General features: G+C 72.9%; 29 protein-coding genes and 1 tRNA gene. 13 read left to right on the top strand and 17 right to left on the bottom strand.

Translation table 11 applies throughout. The features are described 5' to 3' along the window. Both GTW08_RS28505 and GTW08_RS28510 read left to right on the top strand, forming a co-directional pair. On the top strand, positions 1-587 hold a 587-nt coding region (locus tag GTW08_RS28505; RefSeq protein WP_237454278.1), incomplete at its 5' end, for an alpha/beta hydrolase. 160 nt (positions 588-747) lie between these two features. Continuing rightward, a complete protein-coding gene (locus tag GTW08_RS28510) occupies positions 748-1,395 on the top strand; it encodes a TetR/AcrR family transcriptional regulator (RefSeq protein WP_073574051.1) in 648 nt (215 codons plus the stop codon). A gap of 67 nt (positions 1,396-1,462) precedes the next feature. On the opposite strand, the gene GTW08_RS28515 is transcribed toward GTW08_RS28510, so the two are convergent. The 6 genes from GTW08_RS28515 to GTW08_RS28540 form a co-directional block, all read right to left on the bottom strand. Continuing rightward, entirely contained in the window at positions 1,463-1,666 is a 204-nt protein-coding gene (locus tag GTW08_RS28515; RefSeq protein WP_020624259.1) for a cold-shock protein, read from the bottom strand. Positions 1,667-1,812: 146 nt separating this feature from the next. Continuing rightward, positions 1,813-2,109 carry a hypothetical protein gene (locus tag GTW08_RS28520; protein WP_202417827.1) on the bottom strand — a complete coding sequence of 99 codons (297 nt, stop codon included), beginning with the start codon at positions 2,107-2,109 and terminating at the stop codon, positions 1,813-1,815. A 116-nt stretch (positions 2,110-2,225) separates the two neighbouring features. Then, the gene (locus GTW08_RS28525; RefSeq protein WP_073574052.1) at positions 2,226-2,633 is read right to left on the bottom strand and encodes a hypothetical protein; all 408 of its coding nucleotides are present in this window, start codon (positions 2,631-2,633) and stop codon (positions 2,226-2,228) included. 61 nt (positions 2,634-2,694) lie between these two features. Beyond that, a complete protein-coding gene (locus GTW08_RS28530; protein WP_073574053.1) occupies positions 2,695-3,951 on the bottom strand; it encodes an alpha-hydroxy-acid oxidizing protein in 1,257 nt (418 codons plus the stop codon). A gap of 101 nt (positions 3,952-4,052) precedes the next feature. Next, positions 4,053-4,259: a tautomerase family protein gene (locus GTW08_RS28535; protein ID WP_062401599.1), complete on the bottom strand. Its 207-nt coding sequence runs from the start codon at positions 4,257-4,259 to the stop codon at positions 4,053-4,055. A gap of 44 nt (positions 4,260-4,303) precedes the next feature. After that, positions 4,304-5,062 carry an SDR family oxidoreductase gene (locus tag GTW08_RS28540; RefSeq protein WP_073574054.1) on the bottom strand — a complete coding sequence of 253 codons (759 nt, stop codon included), beginning with the start codon at positions 5,060-5,062 and terminating at the stop codon, positions 4,304-4,306. Between the two features lie 101 nt (positions 5,063-5,163). On the opposite strand from GTW08_RS28540, the gene GTW08_RS28545 reads away from it, so the two are divergent. Continuing rightward, on the top strand, positions 5,164-6,006 hold the full coding sequence (locus tag GTW08_RS28545) for a helix-turn-helix transcriptional regulator (RefSeq protein ID WP_073574055.1): 843 nt from the start codon (positions 5,164-5,166) through the stop codon (positions 6,004-6,006). A gap of 12 nt (positions 6,007-6,018) precedes the next feature. On the opposite strand, the gene GTW08_RS28550 is transcribed toward GTW08_RS28545, so the two are convergent. Beyond that, positions 6,019-7,230: a cytochrome P450 family protein gene (locus GTW08_RS28550; protein ID WP_073574056.1), complete on the bottom strand. Its 1,212-nt coding sequence runs from the start codon at positions 7,228-7,230 to the stop codon at positions 6,019-6,021. A gap of 68 nt (positions 7,231-7,298) precedes the next feature. Here GTW08_RS28550 and GTW08_RS28555 point away from each other — a divergent pair, with 68 nt between their 5' ends. Together GTW08_RS28555 and GTW08_RS28560 are read left to right on the top strand one after the other, a co-directional pair. Beyond that, positions 7,299-7,910, top strand: a complete 612-nt coding sequence (locus tag GTW08_RS28555; protein ID WP_073574057.1) for a TetR/AcrR family transcriptional regulator — start codon at positions 7,299-7,301, stop codon at positions 7,908-7,910. A gap of 34 nt (positions 7,911-7,944) precedes the next feature. Continuing rightward, entirely contained in the window at positions 7,945-8,370 is a 426-nt protein-coding gene (locus GTW08_RS28560; protein ID WP_073574058.1) for a PPOX class F420-dependent oxidoreductase, read from the top strand. 5 nt (positions 8,371-8,375) lie between these two features. Here the strand turns inward: GTW08_RS28560 and GTW08_RS28565 are convergent, their stop codons facing one another. Then, positions 8,376-8,753, bottom strand: coding sequence for a hypothetical protein (locus GTW08_RS28565; RefSeq protein WP_073574059.1), 378 nt, complete (start codon positions 8,751-8,753; stop codon positions 8,376-8,378). A gap of 488 nt (positions 8,754-9,241) precedes the next feature. Further along, positions 9,242-9,898 carry a TetR/AcrR family transcriptional regulator gene (locus tag GTW08_RS28570; protein ID WP_083658041.1) on the bottom strand — a complete coding sequence of 219 codons (657 nt, stop codon included), beginning with the start codon at positions 9,896-9,898 and terminating at the stop codon, positions 9,242-9,244. Between the two features lie 88 nt (positions 9,899-9,986). Between GTW08_RS28570 and GTW08_RS28575 the strand changes: the two genes are divergently transcribed. The 4 genes from GTW08_RS28575 to GTW08_RS31265 all read left to right on the top strand — a co-directional run bounded on the left by GTW08_RS28575 (position 9,987) and on the right by GTW08_RS31265 (position 13,158). Further along, positions 9,987-11,402, top strand: coding sequence for a serine hydrolase domain-containing protein (locus GTW08_RS28575; RefSeq protein ID WP_237454279.1), 1,416 nt, complete (start codon positions 9,987-9,989; stop codon positions 11,400-11,402). 205 nt (positions 11,403-11,607) lie between these two features. Further along, positions 11,608-12,150, top strand: coding sequence for a GIY-YIG nuclease family protein (locus GTW08_RS28580; protein ID WP_161152776.1), 543 nt, complete (start codon positions 11,608-11,610; stop codon positions 12,148-12,150). Positions 12,151-12,368: 218 nt separating this feature from the next. Further along, positions 12,369-12,890, top strand: a complete 522-nt coding sequence (locus GTW08_RS33120; RefSeq protein WP_346009987.1) for a replication initiator — start codon at positions 12,369-12,371, stop codon at positions 12,888-12,890. Next, entirely contained in the window at positions 12,790-13,158 is a 369-nt protein-coding gene (locus GTW08_RS31265) for a hypothetical protein (protein ID WP_174565918.1), read from the top strand. Before GTW08_RS33120 ends, GTW08_RS31265 begins: the two co-directional genes overlap by 101 nt. 564 nt (positions 13,159-13,722) lie before the next feature. On the opposite strand, the gene GTW08_RS28590 is transcribed toward GTW08_RS31265, so the two are convergent. Continuing rightward, positions 13,723-13,794, bottom strand: a tRNA-Asn gene (locus tag GTW08_RS28590). A 174-nt stretch (positions 13,795-13,968) separates the two neighbouring features. On the opposite strand from GTW08_RS28590, the gene GTW08_RS28595 reads away from it, so the two are divergent. Further along, the gene (locus GTW08_RS28595) at positions 13,969-14,166 is read left to right on the top strand and encodes a hypothetical protein (RefSeq protein WP_073577971.1); all 198 of its coding nucleotides are present in this window, start codon (positions 13,969-13,971) and stop codon (positions 14,164-14,166) included. A 48-nt stretch (positions 14,167-14,214) separates the two neighbouring features. Here the strand turns inward: GTW08_RS28595 and GTW08_RS28600 are convergent, their stop codons facing one another. From GTW08_RS28600 to GTW08_RS28620, 5 genes are all read right to left on the bottom strand, one after another. Then, positions 14,215-14,988 carry a trans-aconitate 2-methyltransferase gene (locus GTW08_RS28600; protein ID WP_073577972.1) on the bottom strand — a complete coding sequence of 258 codons (774 nt, stop codon included), beginning with the start codon at positions 14,986-14,988 and terminating at the stop codon, positions 14,215-14,217. After that, positions 14,985-15,497, bottom strand: coding sequence for a hypothetical protein (locus GTW08_RS28605; protein ID WP_073577973.1), 513 nt, complete (start codon positions 15,495-15,497; stop codon positions 14,985-14,987). The genes GTW08_RS28600 and GTW08_RS28605 overlap by 4 nt, the downstream gene beginning before the upstream one ends. After that, the gene (gene dnaG, locus GTW08_RS28610) at positions 15,494-17,362 is read right to left on the bottom strand and encodes a DNA primase (protein ID WP_073577974.1); all 1,869 of its coding nucleotides are present in this window, start codon (positions 17,360-17,362) and stop codon (positions 15,494-15,496) included. Before dnaG ends, GTW08_RS28605 begins: the two co-directional genes overlap by 4 nt. A gap of 10 nt (positions 17,363-17,372) precedes the next feature. Continuing rightward, positions 17,373-18,356 carry a DMT family transporter gene (locus GTW08_RS28615; RefSeq protein ID WP_073577975.1) on the bottom strand — a complete coding sequence of 328 codons (984 nt, stop codon included), beginning with the start codon at positions 18,354-18,356 and terminating at the stop codon, positions 17,373-17,375. Between the two features lie 68 nt (positions 18,357-18,424). Beyond that, a complete protein-coding gene (locus GTW08_RS28620) occupies positions 18,425-18,808 on the bottom strand; it encodes a hypothetical protein (RefSeq protein WP_073577976.1) in 384 nt (127 codons plus the stop codon). A gap of 144 nt (positions 18,809-18,952) precedes the next feature. On the opposite strand from GTW08_RS28620, the gene GTW08_RS28625 reads away from it, so the two are divergent. The 3 genes from GTW08_RS28625 (at position 18,953) to GTW08_RS28635 (ending at position 21,058) form a co-directional block, all read left to right on the top strand. Continuing rightward, on the top strand, positions 18,953-19,318 hold the full coding sequence (locus GTW08_RS28625) for a MerR family transcriptional regulator (RefSeq protein WP_073577977.1): 366 nt from the start codon (positions 18,953-18,955) through the stop codon (positions 19,316-19,318). Between the two features lie 128 nt (positions 19,319-19,446). Next, complete coding sequence (locus GTW08_RS28630) at positions 19,447-19,893, top strand: Hsp20/alpha crystallin family protein (protein ID WP_073577978.1); 447 nt, start codon at positions 19,447-19,449, stop codon at positions 19,891-19,893. Between the two features lie 382 nt (positions 19,894-20,275). Next, positions 20,276-21,058 (top strand): HNH endonuclease family protein, encoded by a 783-nt coding sequence (locus GTW08_RS28635; RefSeq protein ID WP_304580209.1) that lies wholly within the window; start codon positions 20,276-20,278, stop codon positions 21,056-21,058. A 70-nt stretch (positions 21,059-21,128) separates the two neighbouring features. Here the strand turns inward: GTW08_RS28635 and GTW08_RS28640 are convergent, their stop codons facing one another. Together GTW08_RS28640 and GTW08_RS28645 are read right to left on the bottom strand one after the other, a co-directional pair. Next, on the bottom strand, positions 21,129-22,427 hold the full coding sequence (locus tag GTW08_RS28640) for a deoxyguanosinetriphosphate triphosphohydrolase (RefSeq protein WP_073577979.1): 1,299 nt from the start codon (positions 22,425-22,427) through the stop codon (positions 21,129-21,131). Beyond that, the gene (locus GTW08_RS28645) at positions 22,424-23,041 is read right to left on the bottom strand and encodes a YdcF family protein (RefSeq protein WP_062404469.1); all 618 of its coding nucleotides are present in this window, start codon (positions 23,039-23,041) and stop codon (positions 22,424-22,426) included. Before GTW08_RS28645 ends, GTW08_RS28640 begins: the two co-directional genes overlap by 4 nt. Positions 23,042-23,100: the final 59 nt, after the last annotated feature.

Raw genomic sequence — 23,100 nt, forward strand, 5'->3', positions numbered from 1 at the left:
TCGCCGCGGTCCTGTGGACCGGCTACGACGCTCCCCCGGACCTGCTCGCGGCGGCGGACCCCGCTGCCGCCCGCGCCGCCGCCGGGGACCTGCGGTCCTTCCAGGACGGCCTGCGGGCCGGGCACGCCGGACCGGTGCACCTGACCGTCGTCGGGCACTCCTACGGCTCGACGGTGCTCGGGAACGCCGCCCGGGGCGGCGGCCTCGACGCCGACGACGTCGTGTTCGTCGGCAGCCCCGGGACCGGCACGGGGCACGCCTCCGAGCTCGGCAGCGCACCCGGGCACGTCTGGGCGACGACCGCGCGGCACGACCCGATCGGCCGGGTGCCCGGGGTCGAGGTCTTCGCGACCTCGCGCGGTCTCGCCCCGACCGGGCTCCTGCACGGCCCGGACCCGGCGGCACCGGGGTTCGGTGCACGGGTGTTCGACTCGGCCCCCGGGTCGGCGCTCCCGCGCCCGGACGACCCGGCCACCCCGAACGACGAGTCCGCGTTCGCCGCCGCGCACGGCGGCTACTGGGACCCCGGCTCGCCGAGCCTGCGCACCCTGGGCCGGATCGTCGCCGGAGCATCCGTTCCGCCGTGACACTCCGTCGTGATCGATCCGCTTTGCGAGACCACCGCACGGCCGTCCGGCCGAACGAACGACCGCTCAACGAACCAGAGATGGGCCAGGTCACAGGTAGTCGTCAGACCAACCGCGACTAGCCTGTCCCGGACGTGGGCACGGGCAGTAGCATGCGGGCGTGACCGAGACCGAGAGCAGACCGGCACGGCGCACCGGCCGTCCGCCACTGACCGACCGCGCGACACTGCTGGCCGCTGCGCGCGAGCTCGGCTTCTCCGACCTGACGGTCGGCGCGGTGACCGCCCGGGTCGGCGTGAAGTACTCCACGTTCTACCGCCACTTCCCCAGCCTGGAGGCGCTCGTCGCCGCGCTGGTGGACGACGTGGTGACCGACGACGTCTTCCCCGCGACCGACGAGGGCCGGTGGCAGGAGCAGATGCTGGCGTTCGCGGCGGCGACGTTCGACGTGATGGCCGAGCACCCGGGCCTCGCCCCCGCGATGGTGCGGCTGCCGGAGTCACCCGACGCGATGATGTCGGCGTTCCGGCGACTGACCGACCGGCTGCTGGAGGCGGGCTTCACCGCCGAGGACGCGGCGCTGGGCGCCTCGACCGCCATCCACATGGGAATGCAGCCGTGGCTGACGGCCAGCTCCTCCGGCACCGGGGACGCGCGCCGGCGCGACCAGGTGCTGGAGTCGGCCGAGCCGTTCGACGCCCAGATCCGGGCGGTGTTCCGCGACCGGATCGACGACCCACCGCGCAGCTGGACGCTGAGCCGCGTCGAGCTGGTCGTCGCCGGGCTGGAGACCCGTCTGGCGTCCTGACCCCCGACACGACGACGCCCGGGGTGCTTCGCGTGAGCACCCCGGGCGTCGGCGTCGGATCAGGCGGTCAGGTGGGAACGACCTGGTCCGCCTGCGGACCCTTCTGACCCTGGGTGACCTCGAAGGTCACGGTCTGCCCCTCGTCGAGGCTGCGGTATCCGGAGGACTGGATCGCGCTGAAGTGGACGAACAGGTCCTGCCCGCCTCCGTCCGGCGTGATGAACCCGTACCCCTTCTCCGCGTTGAACCACTTGACGGTTCCCTGTGGCATCCGGATGTCTCCTCGCGTCTTGCCGGTTCCTACGGGGTGGACATTAGCCGCACCAGAGCCCGCCGTGCTACAGGCGACGTGCGATCGGGTACCGGCGCGTCGCGTCGGGCGTCCCGTTCGCCCGTTTTTCCGGGCCCCCGGCGCGCTCAGCCGAGGATCGCGGCCAGCACCAGCCCGCCGCTGGTCGCGACGAAAGACAGTCCGCTGACGACCCGGAAGACCGGGTGCCGGACGACGTCCGGTCTCCAGGCCATCGGCACGAACAGCGCCGGGTTGACCCAGGTCCCGAACACCAGTACCGCCACGAGCCAGCCCGGCAGCTCCGGCGCGGCCAGCCCGACGGCGACCAGGATCAGCCCCATCAACACGACGTCGAGATGCGCCTGCAGCAGCCGGCGCGGCTCCACGATCCCGATCCGCCGCCACGCGTCGGGGCGGGTCACCGACACGACCACCGCCAGCCCAGCATCGCACCGAGAGCGAGCTCGACGAGCCCGATCCGCACCATCGCGTCCATCCGGTGATCGTGACGGTCGACCGGCGACGGACCGGCACCGGCTCACCGGCGCGGGATCAGCCCGCCCGCGTAGAGCGCCCACGCCACCAGCAGCGGCTGCCCGGCCAGCCGCGCGGCGCGCTTCGTGTCGGTGTCGAGACCGAACCCGTCGACGCGGTTGCGGTACTGGGAGACGTTGCCGGGGACGATCGCGGTGAAGAACGCGGCGGCCAGGCCGCCGACCCGGCGGCGCTCCTTCGGGAGGCCGGCCAGCGCGGCGCCGAGCGCGATCTCGGCGGCCCCGGAGAGCAGCACGACGTCGTCGGTGTCCATCGGGACCCACGGCGGGACCTGGGCACGGAACTCGCGGCGGGCGAAGGTGAGGTGCGAGGTCCCGGCGAACACCAGCATCGCGCCGAGCGCGAGGCGGGCGACGTCCTGCCGGGTGCGGGTGGCCGTCGTGCGCGTCATGTTCCGACCGTGCCACGACCCGGGCGGGCGGGCGCGCCGGACCGCACCGCCGGGTGCCCCGTCAGGGACGCTCGCGCAGCTCGATCCCGGCCGGGGTGGTGGCCCCCGCCAGCCCGCAGACCAGGTCGAGCTCGGCGACGACGTTCTGCAGCACCTGCGCGACGCCGCGGGCCCCGTCCAGGGCGAGCCCGTGCACGAACGGGCGCCCCAGCAGCACGGCGCGGGCGCCGAGCCGGACCGCGGTCGCGACGTCGGCCCCGGTGCGCACCCCGGAGTCGAGCAGCACCGGCAGCGCGTCGCCGACGGCGTCGACGACACCGGGCAGCGCGTCCAGCGAGGCGACCGCGTGGTCGATCTGGCGGCCCCCGTGGTTGGACACGACGACACCGTCCACACCGGCGTCGGCGGCACGGCGGGCGTCATCGGGATGCAGGACCCCCTTGAGCAGGATCGGCAGCCGGGTCCGCGAGCGCAGGGTCGCCAGGTCCTCCCAGGACAGCCGCGGTCGCGAGTAGACCCGCAGGAAGGTCTCCACGGCCGCCCGCGGGACGGGCGAGCGCAGGTTGTCCCGGAACCGTCCCGGGGCGTTGCGGGTGATCTCGAGCAGGGTGCGCACGGCCTGCGGGGTGACCCTCGGCGGCGCCCCGGCCGACGGCGCGGCGAGGGTCTGTTCCACCAGGCCGCGGAACACCGGGTCGGAGGTGTACTGGGCGATCCCGATGCCGCGGGCGAAGGGCAGGTGGCCCAGGTCGAGGTCGCGGGGGCGCCAGCCGAGCATCGTCGTGTCGAGGGTGACGACCACGGCGTCGCAGCCGGAGGCCTCGGCGCGGCGCAGGAAGCTGTCGACGAGCTCGTCGGAGGTGGACCAGTACAGCTGGAACCAGGTGGGGCCGCCGACCGCGGCGATGTCCTCCATCGGCGTCCCCGCCTGGTTCGAGATCACCATCGGGACCCCGGCGGCCGCGGCTCCGCGGGCGACGGCGAGGTCGGCGCCGCGCCGGACCAGGTCCAGTGCGCCGATCGGGGCGAGGAGCAGCGGGGCGGGCAGCGTGCGGCCGAACAGCTCGACGGTGAGGTCGCGCTCGCCCACGTCGCGCAGCACCCGCGGCACGATCTCCCGGCGGGCGAACGCCGCACGGTTGGCGCGCATCGTGGTCTCGGCGCCCGCGCCGCCGGTGACGTAGGCGTCGGCGCGCCGGCTCATGGCCCGCCGCGCGCGACGCTCCAGCTCGTCGGGACCGGTCGGGACCCGGGGACGGGCGCCGGAGACGCCCTCGCGGTAGATCCGTTCCTGCCGAGCCCGGCCCGGTGCCGTCATGGCGCCCTCCCCCGTCGTCGCGCGGTCAGCCTACGGGCCGCGCCGCCCGCCCCGGACGGACGCGGGACCGGACCGCGTCCAGGGGGCGGCGGGCCGGACGGTCACCGTCCCCGCAGGTCGGCGAGGGTCAGGACCTGCCCACGGATCCCCCAGCCGCCATCGGCGACCTCGTCGACGAGGACCATGGTGTTGGCGCGGACGTCGTCGCCGAAGGTGGCGGCGTAGAGGTCGGTGACCTTCTCGACGAGCTCGCGCTTGGCGTCGGCGTCGAGCAGGCCCGCCGGGACCTTGAGGTTGGCGAACGGCACGGGTGTCTCCTGTTCCGGGTGGACGGTCGGGTACGGCGTGGTGGTCAGTGCGGGTCGGCCGCGTTGAGGCGGGCGACGACCTCGGCGTACTCGCCGCGGGCCTCCGCGTGGCGCAGCGGCAGCACCCGGTCGACGAGCACCTCCCCGCCCGGTGTCGGGGCCTGGAGCAGGGTCAGCACCTCGGCGACGAAGTCGTCGAGCGGCATCGCGATCGGGCTGTCCTGCTGGCCGGGCATCAGTTCCGTCGCCACCGACGGCGGCACGATCTCGACGAGCTCGACGCTGGTGTCGGCGAGCTGCAGGCGCAGCGACTCGGTGAGCATGTGCACCGCGGCCTTGGTGGCGTTGTAGCTGGGCGTCGCGGCGAGCGGGACGAAGGCCAGACCGGACGACACGGTGACCACCGACGCGACCGGCCGTCCCCGCAGGTGCTCCACGAGCGCGCCGATCAGCCGGATCGGGCCGAGCAGGTTGGTGGTGACGACCTGCTCGGCCGAGGCGAGGAAGCCCTCGGGGCTGTGCCAGTCCTCGACCCGCATGATCCCGGCCATCGCGACGAGCACGTCGAGGTCGGGGTGCCGGTCGAGGACCTCGGTGACGGCCTTCGTGACGCTCGCCGGGTCGGCCGTGTCGATCTCGACGGCGTCGAGGCCGGGGTGGGCGGCGACGAGCTCGTCGAGCAGGTCGCGCCGCCGGCCGCCGAGGACCACGGTGTTGCCGCGCTCGTGCAGCGCCAGGGCCATGGCGAGTCCGATACCGCTCGTCGAGCCGGGGATGAAGACGGTGCGTCCGGTGATCTGCATGTCCCCACCGTCGCCGCGCGGCGGACCCGACGGCAGAGACCGGTCATCGGGGGATCGCCGGTCCCTGGTTGCCCGGCGGGTGCCCACGGATACTCGATGCCGTGGACCGAGCAGCCCTGGCCGACTTCCTGCGCCGGCACCGCGCCGGCCTCCGCCCCGGCGACGTCGGGCTCCCCGACGGGCCGCGCCGGCGCACGGCGGGGCTGCGTCGCGAGGAGGTCGCGACGCTCGCGGTCATGTCGACCGACTACTACACGCGGCTGGAGCAGCAGCGCGGCCCGCAGCCGAGTGAGCAGATGCTGGCGTCGCTGGCCCGGGCGCTGCGGCTGGGCACCGAGGAGCGCGACTACCTGTTCCGGTGCGCGGGCCGCAACGCGCCGGCGTCGGGCCCGGTGTCCGAGCACGTGGCCCCGGCACTGCTGCGGGTGCTGGACCGGCTGCACGACAGCCCGGCCCTGATCCTGACCGTGCTCGGCGAGACGCTCGTGCAGAACGACATGGCCCGGGCGCTGTTCGGCGACCACACCCACCACACCGGGCTCGCCCGCAGCGAGGTCTTCCGCTGGTTCACCGACCCGGACGCCCGGCGCATGTATCCGCCCGACGACCGGCCCCGCCAGAGCCGCGCGCAGGTGGCGACGCTGCGGGCGGCACTGGCGATGCTGGGGCCCCGGTCGCGGGCCGGGGAGCTGGTGGAGGTGCTGTCGGAGCGCAGCCCCGAGTTCACCGCCCTGTGGGAGCTGCACGAGGTCGGGCGCCGGTTCGCCGACCACAAGACGCTGCTGCACCCCGAGCTCGGCGAGCTGGAGGTGGACTGCCAGGCGCTGTTCACCGAGGACCGGTCCCAGGCGCTGCTCGTACTCACCGCGGCGCCGCGCAGCGAGACCGGACGACGCCTGGAGCTGCTCCGGGTGATCGGCAGCGAGCAGTTCAGCGCGGGCTGACCCGGGTGCCGGTCATGCGTTCAGGCGCACCGGGAGCGCCGTGAGCGCGTGGATCAGCGTGCTCTCCCGGTACTGCCCGGGGGCGCCGGCGAGCGCCATGTCCGGGAACCGCGCGAGCAGCGTCCGGAACGCGACGTCGGCCTCGAGGCGGGCCAGCGGGGCGCCGAGGCAGTGGTGGATGCCGTAGCCGAAAGCGAGGTGCCCGGAGGTGTCGCGATCGGGGTCGAACCGCTGCGGGTCCGGGTAGCGCCCGGGGTCGCGGTTGGCCCCGATCAGTGAGACCAGCACGACCTCGCCGGCCGGGATCGTCACACCGGAGTACTCGACGGGCTCGTCGGTGAAGCGGATCGTGGCGAGGTTGACCGGTCCGTCGTAGCGCAGGAACTCCTCGACCGCCTGCGGCACCCGGTCGGGGTCGGCGCGCAGCCGGGCGTGCTGGTCGGGGTCGCGCAGCAGCGCCAGCATGCCGTTGCCGATGAGGTTGACCGTGGTCTCGTGCCCGGCGACCAGCAGCAGGAACGCCATCGCGGTGACCTCGGTGGAGCTGAGCGAGTCGCCGTCCTCCGAGGCGCGGACGATCTCGGACAGCATGTCGTCGCCGGGGTGGGCGGACTTGTCGGCGACGAGCTCGGACAGGAACTGCGCCATCGACGCGGCGGCCGCGGCGCGCTCCTCGTCGGGGCCGCTGGAGAGCAGCAGGTTCGACCAGTGCCGGAAGTCCTCGCGCCGCTCCCCCGGGACGCCGAGGATCTCGGAGATGACCGTCATCGGCAGCGGGAACGCGAAGTGGTCCAGCAGGTCCAGCTCGGGACCCGCCTGCTCGGCGGCGTCGGCGAGCTCGGTGGCGATCTGCTCGATCCGCGGCCGCAGCCGGGCGATCGCGCGGACGGTGAACGCCCGCCCGACCAGCTTGCGCAGCCGGGTGTGGTCCGGTGGGTCGGCGTTGAGCATGTGCCCGACGAGCGAGTCGGCGAACTGGCGGAACGAGGTCGCGCCGTGCCGCTGCAGCACCTCGGGCAGCCGCCGGGAATCCTTCCGCAGCCGCGGGTCGTTCAGCGCGGCGCGGGCGTCGTCGTAGCGGGTGATCATCCAGAACGTCAGCCCGTTCGGGCCGGTCGCACGGGTGACCGGACGCGCGTCGCGCAGCTCGCGGTAGAGCTCATCGGGATCGTCGAAGAAGTCCTGGTCCAGCACCACCGGCCGGGTGTCGTGGTCGATCGTCATCGTCGGCTCCTCGTCCTGGGTGACCTCGGCTCTCGCCAGGATTGCACTCCTCGTGCAAAAATGCACCCGTGAGGAAAGGGACGGAACGTCGGCCGTCGGCCCGGGAGCGGAACCGGCGGTCCATCCTGGACGCCGCGCAGGCCGTGCTGCGCGAGGACCCGGACGCCTCGCTCGACGAGGTCGCGGCCCGCGCCGGCGTCGTCCGGCGCACCGTCTACGGTCACTTCACCAGCCGTCACGACCTGGTGGTCGCACTCGTCCGGGCGGCGTCGGCGGACTTCGTCGGACAGATCGGGGAGGTCGACCCCGACGCACCCGACCCGGCCGGCGAGCTCGCGGCCACCCTCCTGCGCACCTGGAGCACGTCGCGGCGCTACGGCCCGGTCATCGCACTGGCCCGCCGGACCGCCGACGACGAGATCCGCGCCGCGATGGCGCCGTTCCACACGATCATGATCCGGCTGCTGGAGAACGGGCAGCGGGCCGGTGTGTTCTCCCGGCACGTCGCGGCCCCGGTGCTGGCCGAGGTACTGCAGGCGGGGTCGATGGCCTACCAGCACGCCGCACAGGACGGGCGGTGGGACGGCGACGAGGCCGACGTCGCCCTCGGGCACCTGCTGACCCTCGGGGTCCCCGTGGCCGACGCGCGTGCCGCGGTCGCCCGGGCGACCGCGGCTTGACCTCGACCCGACTCCAGCTCCTACGGTCGCCGGCATGTTCACCGACGAGGAGATCAGCTACCTGCGCGGCCAGCGGATCGGCCGGCTCGCGACCGCCCGACCGGACGGGACGTTGCAGGTCAACCCGGTCGGATTCGGCGTCAACACGACGCTGGGGACCATCGACGTGGGCGGGTTCCGGATGGAGCGCAGCCGCAAGTTCGGCAACGTCGCCGCCAACGGTCAGGTCGCGTTCGTCGTCGACGACGTGCTGTCGACCGACCCGTGGCGGGTGCGGTTCGTCGAGATCCGGGGACGGGGCGAGGCGCTGACCGAGCCGACGGACTCCGCGGGGCAGACGACGAGGTCGGGACCGATCATCCGGATCCACCCGACGCGGGTCCTCACCCTCGCGCTGTCACCCGAGGATCAGCAGGTGGATCCGCACGAGGCGGGGATCCGGGCGCGCGACGTGGGGTGAGACCGCTACAGCATCGCGTCGATCTCGCTGCGGTGGAACGCGAGCGGCGTGGCGGGGAACCCGTAACGGTCCTGGTGTCGTGTCCCCGACCCGCACCACCCGCAGCGGCCCACCGCGTCGTAGACCGCCCGGCCCTCCAACTCGGCCCGGCGGGCCGTGACTGCACGGTCGGCGCGGGTCGGCCGCGGGGCCGACCGCCGCGCGGGGCGCGCCGTCGAGCGGCCGGACAGGCGGAAGTACAACCAGATGCCCGCCACCGGCAGCGCGACCAGACCGGCGGCGACCACGAGCCACTGCAGGACGCCGATCACCGTGCCGACGACGAGGACGGCGAGCACGACGATCCCGATCGCCTGGGCGAGCTTGAGCACGAGGTTCGACATCGCGGGTCCTCCACGTCCGGTGTGGGTGATTGCGGCCCCGATGTCGAATCGCCGCGGTATCGCGTTACACCGCCCCGGCGGGCCCGTGCACCGTCGCGCGCGGCGGTCAGCCCTCCGCTTCGCGGACGTCGGCTCCCCGCTCGGCGAGCGGCGGTACGTCTCCTCCTGCTTGCACTGCTGGTCCGCCACCCGCTGACGCTCCCGCTCCGCAGCCTGCTGTGACTGTTGCTGCGCTCGCTCCGCCGAGCGGCGGACCTTCTCAGCCTCTCGTTGAGCTGCGACGGCTTCGTCTAGCTTGAAGAGCGCCACGACCGACTCCGTCATGCGTAGGGGCATCTACCCCCGACATCGGCCGAACGGACCACCCCGTTGCATTAGGCACTTGCGAGGTGTAAACGAGATCGACTCCCGGAGCCGTTCGTGTTGGTGGCGCGGCCGCCGATGTCCGAGTTGGTCTGCGCCGTCGCGAGACGGTTGCCTTGGGGCGGTCACTCGATCGCCGTGCTCCCGGTTGTGTAGACAATTGCCCCGGGTTCCATGTTGCGCAAGGCGGCGATGACGAACGAGCTTGCCATCGCGCCGGCTCGTTCCGGGCTCGTTCGTTCGACGACGACAGCTTGGTATGTGCCATGGACGGCTACACCGATGATCATCGCGGCGATCATGTCGGCGGAGGCTGAGGCGTGCGGGTGGCGAGCGTCGAGGGTCCGGCGGACCCGCCGCGCGACCTCATCGCGGATCGTGTCGAGCAGCGTCTGACGGATGCGTGCGGCGGGTCCGGCGGCCTCGGGGCCGAACAGCAACATGAAGCCGGCGGGGTTCGTGGCGGCGTGGTGGAAGAAGGCGAGCATGTCGCCTTCGAGCTGCTCGGACACGCTCAGTACGTCGGCGGACTCGTATGCGGTCACCAGGTGGACGCGCATTCGCTCGGCCTCGCGGTGCAGGCACGCGGTGTAGAGGTCGTCCTTGCTGCCGAACCGGCTGTAGTACGTGGCTTTGGTGGCCGTGGACCGTTGGGTGATCGCGTTCATCGTCGCGCCGTGATAGCCACTCTCGCCGAAGACCAGGACGGCGGCGTCGAGGAGATCGTCGGTGCGCCACCGCATCCCGTTGCGGGTGCGGGCGCCCTCCTCGGCCGGACTCATGGAGCCAATCTACGGCCCACCCGTATCCCCTGAGTTATACCGCTCGTTCTGACTCAGTGAAGGCCATCACCGGTCGAGGAGGACGGGCATGATGAAGAAGGCAGCGGTACGGCCGCTGGCCGCAGCAGCTACCTGCGCCGCACTGGCCGGCCTCGTGATGGTCGGGCAGGCCCAGGCCGACCCGGCCCCGGCCGCAGATGCCTCGACCGCCTGCCCGTTGCCGTCCGGTTCGGCCGCACCAGGCCGCTCCGACCCGGGCGCCCAGCAACTCGACCCGGCCGCCGTGCGCGATGCCGTGGCCTACGCCCAGGCGAACATGCGGCTCTCGGTGCGGATCTACCGCAACAACTGTCTGGTCGGGACCGGACCGCTGGACCCGGCCACTCAGAACGTGCCGTTCAACGTGTTCAGCTCGACCAAGAGCGTCGTGTCGATGGCCACTGGCGTCGCCTACGGTCAGCGCAAGCTTGCCCTCGACGACCCGATCGGCAAGTACCTACCCGAGGGGCCCGGCTGGGGCGACGCCGAGCACCGAGCGATCACCATCCGCAACCTGCTCAACGAGGCCGGCGGGCTGGACGAGGCGATCCTCAGTGAGTTCGCCACGGTCGGCAACGACCCGAATGTGGCACGTCAGGCACTCGCCCTGCCGATCACTCACGAGCCCGGCACGAACTTCGACTACAGCCAGCGCACCCCGGACCTGGTCGCCTTCGTCGTCGCCCGCGCCGTCGGACAGGACTTCCAGGACTTCGTCCAGGACAACCTGTTCGACCCGGTCGGCATCGACCGCAGCAGCTACTTCTGGCTGCGCGACCGCTCGGGCAACACCTACGGCTACGCGAACCTGTTCATCCCCAGCGAGCAGTTCGCCCGCCTCGGCCTGCTCATGCAGAACGGCGGGCGCTGGAACGGTGAGCAGGTCGTCCCGGCCGACTACGTCGAACAGGTGAGCGTCCCCTCCGCGCCCAACCCCTGTTACGGACTGCTTTTCTGGACCAACCGCGGCGACACCTGTAAGACCACCGACATCCCCGCCAGCAGAGTTCTGGACCACCAGCTCACCCCGAGCGCGCCCCGGGACATGTACGCCATGGTCGGAGCCCTGCAGCAGAACAACTTCATCATCCCCAGCCTCGACATGACCGTCACCTGGACCGGAGTCCTCGGCGACAAGGCACCCGACCCGCAGGCCATCGCCAGCGCCAGCCCCAGCGCGGACCTGTACTACAACTTCTTCCGCATCCTCATGCGCGGAGTCCGCGACCAAGACGTCCCCGACCCCGGGCCGTACGTCGCCGATGCGGCGAGCCCGAACCTCGATCCCGCCAACTACCTCGATCCGAAGATCCTCGGCAACGGCATCGGGATCGGTCCGTACGCCCCACCCGGCTGCAACCTCGTGTTCTGCCCACCTGGTGACCTCACCACCGGCCCACGCCAGGAGATCCCGGACATCATCGAGTCCGTCGGCGGCGCGACCGACCCCAGCAACAACTCGTAACCGCGGGCGGGTTTCGCCCCCATCCAGACGTTGAAGCGGAACGAATCAGCACGATCCGCGGACCTGCGGTGTTCGCGATCGCACAGGGTCTGAGCTGGGTGACCGTGGCCGGGCACCTGTCGTTGCCTGTCGCAGGTGGTGGGCGCGCTGACGAAGGGCTGACGAACATGTGTGGCCTTCTGGCCGCCCCCGGCAGACTGCGAGGATGTCAACCGCTCTCCCGCCGATCCGCTCCGTCGTCGACGAGCTGCTCGCGACCCCCGTTCGCACGGAGGAGGTCCGAACGCAGGCGCCGTCGGCTCCAGGCCTCTACGCCTGGTGGGCTCCACCGGCAATCCTGCCCGAGCTCGTCGGCCCCGCCCACTCCACGGTGCCGGATCTCCGGCTGCTCTACGTCGGCCTCGCAACGAAGCTCCGCTCCCGGCTCGCCTCGAACCACCTCCGCCGAAGCGGCAGCTCGACCCTCCGGCGCACCCTCGCCGGCCTTCTGCTCGATGAGCAGGGATACCGGACCTGCTGGACCGACCGAGTCGTCCTGGTCGACGACGACGAAGCCCGGCTCACCGAATGGATGGGCGACAACCTCCGCGTCTCCTGGTGTCAGTACCCGACACCGCACGAAGTGGAGGCCCACATCATTGGGATCCTGCACCCGCCCCTCAACGTTGACCACGCCGCCGGGCCCGCTCTTCAGGTCGTCAAGGCCGCGCGGCGCCACTACTACGACAGCGCCGGGCCCCGTCCTTGAACTAGACCTCACTGAACCCCGAACCCGGAATCCGCGGAGACACGATCCACTACTTCCGGCCGCGAACGACGACGGCGAGATCACCGACTCCGCCCTGGCCGCCTACGTCGCCAAGTACGCCACCAAGGGCACCGGCAAGAGCGAAACCACCGTCCGACCTATCCGCGACATCGCCCACCTCGACCGCCTCGACATCACCCCCGCACCACCGGCGGCTGATCGAGACGGCCTGGGAGCGCGGCGGCGGCGGGCGCGAGGAGTACGAGGGGCTGATCCTGCGCCCGTGGGCGCACATGCTCGGGTTCCGCGGCCACTTCCTCACCACGTCCCGCCCCTACCCGACCACCTTCGGCGCGATCCGCGGCGACCGACGCACCTACCGACTCGGGGAGACCCTCGCCGCCCTTGACACCCCCACCGAGCCCGGGGCGGTGCTGGTGGTCAACGACTGGTCGGTGGTCCACATCGGGCACCGCAACAACGCGGAACGAGAGATCGCACTCGGCATCCCCGCCCCGGCGCTCTACCGCTGGCGCTGCCAGGGCTGGGGACCCCGCGGCCGACGGATGGCAAGATGCTCCGCCACATCCCCGACGACGTCCGCCAGTGGGTCGCGTCGCTGCGGGACGAGGTGGCGTGATGGCCCGCCCTCCCCTACTGATCGGCACGCACGGCCGCATCCGGATCTACAAGCTGGGCCCGAAGCGGTACCGGGCCCGGACGCAGTTCCGCGACCATGACGGCGTCATCCGGCACGTGGAGCGGGTGGGGTCCAGTTCGGCCGGCGCGGAGCAGACGTCGCTCGCAGCGCTTCGTGACCGGGGCCGTGCGACGCGCAGCGGGGAGATCTCCGCGGACTCGACGATTCGTGAGCTGGGTGTGCTGTGGCTGTCGGAGATCGAGCGGGCGGTCTCGCTGTGCAGGCGGTCGCCGAACACGCTCGCGCTCTACCGGCTCCGGTTCGACATGTGCGCGACGGGCTCGGACGCCTCCGGGTGCGGGAGCTGAGTACCGGCCGTCTCGACCGGCTCGTGATCGAGGTGCACGACCGTCACGGGAGCGCGGCGGCCACGACCGTGCGCACCGTGCTGAGCGGCATGGTCGGGCTCGCGGTGCGCCACGACGCGCTGCGGGTCACGCTGCACGAGGACGAGAAGTGCCGTGACCTCGACCTGGTCGAGCTGACCGACGTCAGGCTGGCGACGGGCCTGCGGATCGGCGAGGCGACCGCGGTCACCTGGGATGCGCTCGATCTGGGGACCGGGACCGTGGAGGTGCGGGGCACGGTCATCCGCATCAAGGGGTCAGGTGACCTCGCATGTGTACCGCGAGACGGTCGCGCCGCTGATGGCCGACGCCGGACTCTCGGCCCGCCAGGCCGCGGACCAGCTCGGCCACTCGACGATCTCGATGACTCAGGACTTCTACTACGGGCGCACGGTGGCCGCGAGCGGGGCGAAGGAGGTCTGGAGGTCTTCGGAACGACGTCGACCCCCCGGAGCCCATTGGTGGGGGTTTCCTGGGGGTCGATCTTGAGTCGCTACCCGGGTCACATCACTGACCTCGGGAAAGCTCCTCCGATTGGACTCGAACCAATAACCGCCCGATTAACAGTCGGGTGCTCTGCCATTGAGCTACGGAGGACCGTTCACGCCGTTCCAGGTGGTGTTCCCGGCGACGAGAAGAACTCTACAACACCCCGTACAGCCCTCTCGCAACCCCCCGTTCGGCCGCTGTTCCCGCAGGTCGGAGCCCCATCCGGGTGGCGGTCGGACAGCGGCCGCGGTCCGGGTACGGTCGCGGTCGGAGGTGAGGGGAATGGTCAAATTCCTCGTGGGTGTCGCCGTCGGGTACGTCCTCGGCACCAGAGCCGGTCACGAGCGCTACGAACAGCTCGTCCGTGCCTATCACCGGGCGGCGGACCACCCCGCGGTGCAGGGCGCCGCGGGCGTCGCGCGGGCGGGCGTGGAGGGTGCGCTCGACAAGGTGCGCGGCGGCCAGAACACCGGGCACTGAGGGCTCGCCCCGTCCCGTGACCCGTCCCCGGGCCACGGGACGGGCGGGTCAGCGTGTGCGGGCCACCGCGAAGACGCGGCGGAACGGGAACCAGGTGCCGCCGTCGGCGCTCGGCGGGTAGGCCGCCCGCAGCCGGGGCGCGAGCTCGCGGACGAACGCGTCGTAGGCGTCGTCGTCGAGGGCGTCGCGGACCGGGCGCAGGGCGGTGCCGGAGATCCAGCGCAGGATCGGGTCGTCGCCGTCGAGCCGCTGCAGGTAGGTCGTCTCCCAGGCGTCGACGTCGGCGCCCGCGGCAGCCAGGATGTCGGCGTAGCCGAGCGGGTCGAGCACGGTCTCGGTGCCGCGCAGCAGGATCCGGTCCCGCCACTGCGGGAGCGTCGCGACCTCGCGGGTCAGCACGTGTGAGGGGGCGTCGAAGTTGCCGGGGACCTGCACCGCGATCCACGCGCCGGGCGCGAGCGAGGCCGTCCAGCGGCGCAGCACGTCGGGGTGCTCCGGCACCCACTGCAGCACCGCGTTGGTCACGAGCACCCCGGTGTCGCGGGGCGGGGTCCAGTCGCGCACGTCGACCTGCGTGGCGTCGACGCCGGCGGCGCGGGCCGCGGCGACCATGTCCGGGGAGGAGTCGAACGCCTCGACCGTCGCCGTCGGCCACCGACGGGCGAGCAGCCCGGTCAGGTGGCCGGGCCCGCAGCCGGCGTCGACGACCCGGGTCAGCGCGGGGTCGGTCTCGCCCACCCGGGCCAGCAGGTCCAGGAACGGGCGCGAGCGGTGGTCGTCGAAGGCGCGGTAGAGCTCCGGGTCCCAGCTGGTCGTGGTCACGGTTCCTCCGGGAGGCGTGCGGCGATGCCCTCCGCCAGCCTCCGGGCGGCGACCGGATCGGTCCCCGGGTCGGGCCGGACCTGCAGCACCAGCCCGTCGCGGCCGGGGACCCGGCGCTGCAGCACCCAGACCCCTCCCCCGGGCAGCTCACGCCGGTTGCGGGTGCGGATGGACTGGGTGACCCGCTCCTGCACGGCCTGCGGCACCTTCCCCGGTTCGACGAGGCGGAACCGCAGCGGGCGCCCGTCGGCGAGCAGCTCGGTGCCGGGGGCGATCTGCTCGGCCGAGGTCGGTGTCACGACCAGGCTGGTCTTGTCCCAGGTGGCCTTCGCGATCTCGTGCCAGCCCAGCCGCTCGCCGCCGGGCGGCCAGATCCCCCACGAGGTGACCACGAGCATCCCGTCCGGGGCCTGCGCGGTGGCGACGACGGCCTCGGAGTCGGCGAGGGCGTCGGCGACCGCGTCGGGCACCGGCTCGCGGCCGAGCAGCCGTGCCCAGAAACCCGTCACGACGCGACCCCGGACGCCTGCTCGCGCAGCTGGATCTTGTACTGCTCCAGCGGGACGAGCACGCCGAACAGGTCCATGTACTCGTCATGGTCGGTCTCGGCATTGGTGCGCTGCAGCTGCGACTTGAGGTCGGCGATCTCGCGCTCGACCAGGCCGAGCCGGACCCCGGCGAGGACGCCGTTGACGTAGCGGACCTCGTCGGTGTTGCGCTTGGGGAGCTCCAGGTTCTCCACGGCCAGCTCGCTGACCAGGCGCTTGACGTCGTCGCCCGCGCCCTCGGCGACGACGGCGTCGAGCCAGTCGGACCCGTCCAGCCCGGCGCACACCCCGCCCGCGGCCATGATCGCCCGGTGCACCGCGGCCAGCTGCGGATGGGTGAACCCGGCCTCGGGCAGCTCGTCGAAGCCGGGTCCGACGACGCCGGGGATCTGCAGGGCCGCCTTGAGCGCCTCGCGCTGCAGGTGCAGCTGGGTGTCGTCGCGCTTCGGGGCGGGCAGCGGGGCGCGGCGCCGGGAGCGGCCCCCCTCGGGCGACACGCCGGCGCTCTCGCGCACCCGTCGCACGACGACGGCGATGTCGTCCCAGCCGACCCAGCCGGCGAGGCGCCGCGCGTACTCGTCGCGCAGGTCCTCCCGCTTGATCTTCGCGACGATCGGTACGCAGCGCTGCAGGGCGGCGACACGGCCCTCGGCGGTGTCCAGCTGTAGCTTGTCGAGCTCGGTGCGGATGACGAACTCGAACAGCGGCTCCCGGCGGGCGACGAGGTCGCGCACCGCGGTGTCGCCGTGCCCGAGGCGCAGGTCGCACGGGTCCTGGTTGTCCGGCGCGACGGCGACGTAGAGCTGCGTGGCGAAGCTCTGGTCACCGTCGAAGGCCTTCTCGGCGGCCTTCTGACCGGCCGCGTCGCCGTCGAAGACGAACACGACCTCACCGCGGTCGAAGGAGTCGTCGCCGATCAGCCTGCGGATGACCGAGACGTGCTCGCTGCCGAACGCCGTGCCACAGGACGCGACCGCCGTGGTCACCCCGGCCAGGTGCATCGCCATGACGTCGGTGTAGCCCTCGACGACGACCACCTGCCGGGTCTTCGCGATCTCCCGTTTGGCCTGGTCGAGGCCGAACAGCACGTGGGTCTTGCGGTAGACCGGCGTCTCGGAGGTGTTGAGGTACTTGGCCTCGATGCCGTCGTCGTCGAACAGCCGGCGCGCGCCGAAGCCGACGACGTCGCCGCCCAGGTCGCGGATCGGCCACAGCAGACGCCGGTGGAACCGGTCGATCGCGCCGCGCCTGCCCTCCTTGGAGATGCCGGCCTTGATCAGCTCGTCCAGCTGGTAGCCCTGTGCCAGCAGGTGCTTGGTGACGGTGTCCCAGCCCGCCGGGGCGTAGCCGCAGCCGAACTTCTCCGCGGCCGCGGCGTCGAAGCCGCGGTCGGCGAGGAACTGCACGCCCGCGCGGCCCGCGGGGGTGGCGAGCTGCTCGGCGTAGAACGCCTGGGCCTTCTTGTTGATCTCCAGCAGGCGGCTGCGGGTGCCGCGGTCGCGCTGCACCGAGGACCCGCCGCCCTCGTAGGTCAGCCGGACCCCGCACCGCTCGGCGAGCCGCTCGACGGCCTCGGGGAACCCGATGACCTCCATCTTCATGACGAAGTCGATGACGCTGCCGTGCTCGCCGCAGCCGAAGCAGTGGAACGTGCCGTGCGAGGGGCGGACGGTGAACGACGGGGACTTCTCGTCGTGGAACGGGCACAGGCCCTTCAGCGAGCCCGCCCCGGCGCGGCGGAGGGCCACGTACTCCTCGACGATCTCCTCGACCCGCGTGCGGTTGCGGACCTCGGTGATGTCGGCGTCCCGGATCCGTCCTGCCACGCCGGCCAGTCTAGGCGCCCCCGGCCCGGCGCCCCGGTCCGCCCGCTGCCGGTGCGACGGCGTCTCCGTCCGGCTGCCCGGACGGGGCGGCGACGGCCGCGTCGGCGACCACCCGGCGGCCGCGCAGGCCGGGCACCCGGCCCAGCCCGACGAACATGCCGACCAGGGCGATGCCCAGGCCCAGCACCGCCTGCACGGTGAGCGGCTCGCCGAGCACGGGCACGGCGACCAGCGCCGTCGTCGCCGGGACCAGGTTGAGCAGCGACGACACGAACACCGTCGAGCGGCGTCGCAGCAGCACGAACATCAGCACGAAGGCGCCCGCCGAGTTCACGACTCCCAGGAAGGCCACGGCCGCCCAGCCCGACGGCGCGCGGGGCAGCCAGTCCGCACCGAGGAACGGCCAGGCGACCAGGGTCGCGACCAGCGAGGTCGCCATCTGGACCACGACGCTGGTCACCACGGGCGTGCTGTCGTTGAACCGCTTCTGGTAAAGCGTGCCGGCCGCCAGCGACAGCATGCCCAGCACCGGGAAGACGAGGTTGCCGCCGAGACCGGCGCCGAGGTCGTCGGCCAGCACGACGTAGACGCCGGTGGCGCCGATCAGGAGACCCAGCACCGGTCCGACGCCCAGGCGGGTGGCCAGCAGCAACGGGGTCAGCAGTCCGACCAGCAGCGGCGCCATCCCGAGGATGAGACTCGACAGCCCGGCCGGGACGCCGGAGGCGAGCCCGCTGTAGACGAAGGTGAACTGCCCGACCTGCAGCAGCAACGCCGTGACCGCGAGGTGCAGCCAGGACCGGCCGCGCGGCAGGCCCGGTCGCAGCACCGCGACCGCGGCGAGCATCACGACCAGCGCGATCACGAACCGCCAGAACAGGACCGCGGGCACGTCGGTCGACCCGGTCGCGATCTTGCCCGCGATGAAGCCGGACGCCCACAGCGGGACGAAGAGCACGGCCAGCACCGGGACGAGCCAACGCGAGGAGGTCACACCCTCACTCCATCGCAGTGCTAACGATCGGGGCAAGCCGGGGTGGCGGGAGCCTCACCCCGGTCCGGTCAGGCCGCGACGACGGCCGGCGGCTCCAGCTCGGCGAGCGCCGAGGACAGGTCCGGGTGGTTGCGCATCCCGTGCAGGACCGCGCGGGCGCCCGGCACCATGCGCGGCGCGACGCGTGCGGCGCCGATCAGCCGGACGTCCAGGCCGCGGTTCCGCGCCACGTGCCGCAGGTGGTGCAGCGCCCGCGCCCCGCGCGCGGTGACCCCGGTGCCCAGGTCGACGAGGACGTGCCGCACCGGCACCCACCCGGCGCCGGCGACGGCGAGGTGCGCATCGACCTGACGCAGCAGCGACGCGCCCGCCGCCGCGTCCAGCTCGCCCTCCACGCGGATGCGGAGGACGTTCTCCCGGGGACGGTCGGTGCGGACCCTGCTCTCGTTCATCACGCTCTCCTCCCGGATCGTCGTCTCCCTCATATCTGTAGCGAATAGTACAAGTTTTCGCCACTGAGTGGCTACACTCGGGGTCGACGGACGACCGGCCCGGGTGTCCGGGAGCGCGCCGCGGGCCGCGAGGGAGGACCGACCATGGCACTGGACCGACTCGACGACCCCGACTACCCGACCGTCGCGATGGGCCAGGCCGCGCACCTGCTGGAGGTCGAGCCCGCCTTCCTGCGCAGCCTGGACAGCGCGGGCGTGGTGAATCCGCACCGCTCCGCCGGCGGGCACCGCCGCTACTCGCGCAACCAGCTGGAGCAGGCCGCCCGCCTGCGCACCCTGCTGGACGAGGGACACCCGCTGGGGTCGGCGTCGTGGATCGACCGGCTGCGTGGGGAGCTCGCCGACAGCGAGGACCGCCTCGGCGCCGCGCACCGCGAGATCGAGCGGCTGCGCACGGAGCTCGCGCAGCTGCAGACCGAGCTCGGCGACGCCGCGCCCCCGATCGCTTGACAGCAAAAAATCTCAAGCTATAACTAGATATATCCGGAGCTCCTCTCCGGAGTACCGATCCGACGAAGGACGACGAGGAGTCAGTCAGCCGGTCGCGAACCGGCACGGCTGGAAGGGAGTGGTTCACGATGCTGCTGCGTACCGACCCGTTCCGGGCCCTGGACCGGCTCGCCGCGCAGGCGTTCGAGTCCGGTGGCACCTGGTCGCGCCCGGCGGCGATGCCGATGGACGCCTGGCGTCACGGTGACGAGTTCGTCGTGGAGTTCGACCTGCCCGGCATCGACCCGGACGCCGTCGAGCTCTCCGTCGAGCGCAGCACCCTGACGGTCAAGGCGGAACGACGGCCCACCCACACCGGAACCACCGACCAGGTCGAGTGGGTCGCCTCCGAGCGGGCCTACGGCGTGTTCGCCCGTCAGCTGCTCCTGGGCGACAATCTCGACACGTCCGCCATCCACGCGTCGTACGACGCCGGAGTGCTGCGCATCCGCATCCCGGTCGCCGAGGCGGCCAAGCCGCGGACGATCACCGTGGAGTCCGGGCACGATGCCGACCGGCCGAGGATCGGCACCTGACCCCCGTGCCCGGGCCCGGCCGACTGCCGGGCCCGGGCACCGGGCGGCCGCAGCCGTCACCGCGCCCGGGTCCGGGCCACCGCTCTGCGCGGAAGGCGGGCTGCCCTGCCCGTCCCGGCACGCGCCGGGCGGGCAGCCCGTCCTGGGCGTGCCGGGCCGGCCATGGCGTCATCTCGACGAGCGCGAGCACGAGTACCCCGAGCGTTCCCCCGGCCACCCCGGCCGTGGTGGACAACAGGTCGATGAGCGTGATCACGCCCCCGCGGTCCGCCCCGACCCTGTGAACGGACCGGGAGCCTCCTGGCAAGCTACTTCACCCTGAGTGACGAACACGCGGCGTGTTGGCGCGGTTCCGGCGCGCGCGTTCGCGACCATCTACGGCGTGCGTGTACGAGGTGTGCGGGTCGCCGGGCTTCTGGCGACGATGATGGTCATGGCCGGGTGCGGATCCCCCGGGTCGTTCGTGGACGTGCTGGACGCGGCGCTCGACACCGGCGCCGTCGACGTCGGTGTGGTTGCCCCGGTGACACCCGGGACCGTGGAGGGCGCGGCCGCGGGCAGCGCGTCGACGACGCTGAAGACGCTGGCGGTGAAGGGCCGGGCGCCGAAGACCGGCTACACCCGCGAGCAGTTCGGACGCCGCTGGACCGACATCGACCGCGACGGCTGTGACCAGCGCAACCAGGTCCTCGCCCGGGACATGGACCGCGAGACGTTCAAGGCGGGCACCCACGACTGCGTCGTGCTCACCGGGTCGCTGCGCGACTCCTACACCGGCACCACCATCTCCTTCACCCGCGGTCAGGGCACCAGCGAGAAGGTGCAGATCGACCACGTCGTCGCGCTGTCCGACGCCTGGCAGAAGGGCGCCCAGCAGCTCGACGCGACCACCCGGGAGAAGATCGGGAACGACCCGCTGAACCTGATCGCGGTCGACGGCCCGACCAACGGCCGCAAGAGCGACGGCGACGCCGCGACCTGGCTCCCGCCGGACAACCGCTACCGCTGCGCCTATGTCGCGCGGCAGGTCGCGGTGAAGAAGAAGTACAAGCTGTGGGTGACCAGCGCCGAGCGCGACGCGATCGACAGGGTTCTCGGGACCTGCCCGACCCGCGCCGTGACCAGCGAGGCCGACGCGGCGAAGCCCGCGGTCACCCTGCGCTGACCCCTGCCGACCCGGCCCCGCCGTCCGACCGGGCGGCGGGGCCGGTCGGCGTCCCGGGGCCGGTGTGGTCTCAGGGCCGGCAGAGCGTGCGGTGCCAGGCGTGCGCCTGCGGGTCGGTCAGCGTCGCGACCTGGTCGATCACGACGCGCAGCCGCGCCCGGTCGTCGGGGGCGGCCGTCCAGTCCTCCGCGCGGGCCGGGTCCAGGGCACCGGGCCCCCGGGCGCACAACGCCGCGACGAGGTCGTGCAGCAGGTCGCGCTGGCGGGACTGCATCTCCAGCCGCCGCGGGTCGCTCATCACGTAGCGGGTGGCCAGCGCCTTGAGCACCACGACCTCCGCCGCCGCGACGACCGGGACCACCAGGTCGGCGCGGTGCCGGGCCAGCGGTGCGTCGCCGTAGGTGTCCAGGGTCGCGTCGGTGGCGGCCAGCGCGAACCGGCCCACCAGCTCGGAGGTCATCCGCTTCATCGCGACCAGGTCGTCGCCCGCGGCGGTGGCGGCGTCGAACCCGCGGACCGCACGGACCACCGGCAGCGCGTCGAGCCGGGCGGCGGCCTCGGCGCAGGCGCCCTCGTCCTCGCCGAAGCGCAGCGACGCCTCCACCGCGAGCGCCGCCCGCTCCGCGGGCGAGGACAGCACGGCCAGGTCCATGCGGCCGGCGTGCACCGCGTCCTCGACGTCGTGCACCGAATAGGCGACGTCGTCGGCCCAGTCCATGACCTGGGCCTCCATGCTCCGCACCCCCGGCCGGGCCCCGGCGCGCAGCCACTCCAGGGCGGGCAGGTCGTCGGTGTAGGCACCGAACTTGCGCTCCGCGCCGCGCCGCGCCCACGGGTACTTGGTGGCGGCGTCCAGCGTCGCCCGGGTTAGGTTGAGCCCACCGGGGACGAGACCGTCGCCGGAGCGTGCCTTCGGCTCCAGGCGGGTCAGGATGCGCAGGGTCTGGGCGTTGCCCTCGAACCCGCCGCACTCCGCACCCGCGACGTCGAGCGCCCGCTCGCCGTTGTGCCCGAACGGCGGGTGGCCGATGTCGTGGGCGAGCCCGGCGGCGTCGACGACGTCCGGGTCGAGCCCCAGCTCCTCGGCGACGCCGCGGCCGATCTGAGCGACCTCCAGCGAATGGGTCAGCCGGGTCCGCGGGATGCCGCTGACCTCGGCGCCCTCCCCCGGCCCGACCACCTGGGTCTTGCCCGCGAGCCGGCGCAGCGCCGCGCAGTGCAGCACCCGGGCCCGGTCCCGGGAGTAGGGGCTGCGCCGCTCGACGCGGCCGCGCTCCCCCAGCCCGGACCCCTTCGGGGCCTCGGGGTGGCGGCGCTCCGCGTCGGCAGCGGTGTAGCCCGGATCGGCCGGGGCGTGCTGGACGCTCATCCCAGACCGCTGCTCGCGGTGTCGACCGAGGCGTGGGTCAGCTCGTAGAACAACAGCGCACCGGTCTCGCGGTAGATGTAGCGGAGCTGCGTCTCACGGGTCTGCACGATCGGGCCGCTGCGGGTCGGGGAGGTGTAGGCCTTCAGCCCGGCGTCGCGGGCCATGGTGCGGGCCCGCAGGCTGTGCCACGGGTCGGACACCAGCAGCGCCGAGGACCAGCCCTGCTGCCGCGCGGTCGCCGCGACCGCCTGCAGGCTGCCGAGCGTGTCCGCGCCCTCGGGCACGGCCTCGACCGCCGAGGACGGCACGCCCTGCTCGATCAGCCAGTCCCGGCTGGCCTCCGCCTCGGTGTAGCGGTCCCCCGTCCGCCCGCCGCCGACGGTGACGATCCGCGGGGCCACGCCGTCGCGCCACAGCTGCTCGGCGTGTTTGAGACGGTTGGCCAGCACCGCGCTGGGCTCGCCGTTGTACTGGGCGGCGCCGAGCACGACGACCGCGTCACTGGGGCGCTGGTCGTCGACCCGGGCGACCTGCCACACCCGCAGCGCGGTCACCCCGACCACCGCGACGAGCATGACCAGCCCGCCGACGAGCAGCCGCGCGCCCCAGGTCATGCCGGTCCGCACCGGGCGCCGCACGGAGCGCCGGTCCGGACCGGGCTCCGGCGGTGCGC

The organism is Pseudonocardia sp. SID8383, assembly GCF_009864975.1.
Lineage (GTDB): Bacteria > Actinomycetota > Actinomycetes > Mycobacteriales > Pseudonocardiaceae > Pseudonocardia > Pseudonocardia alni.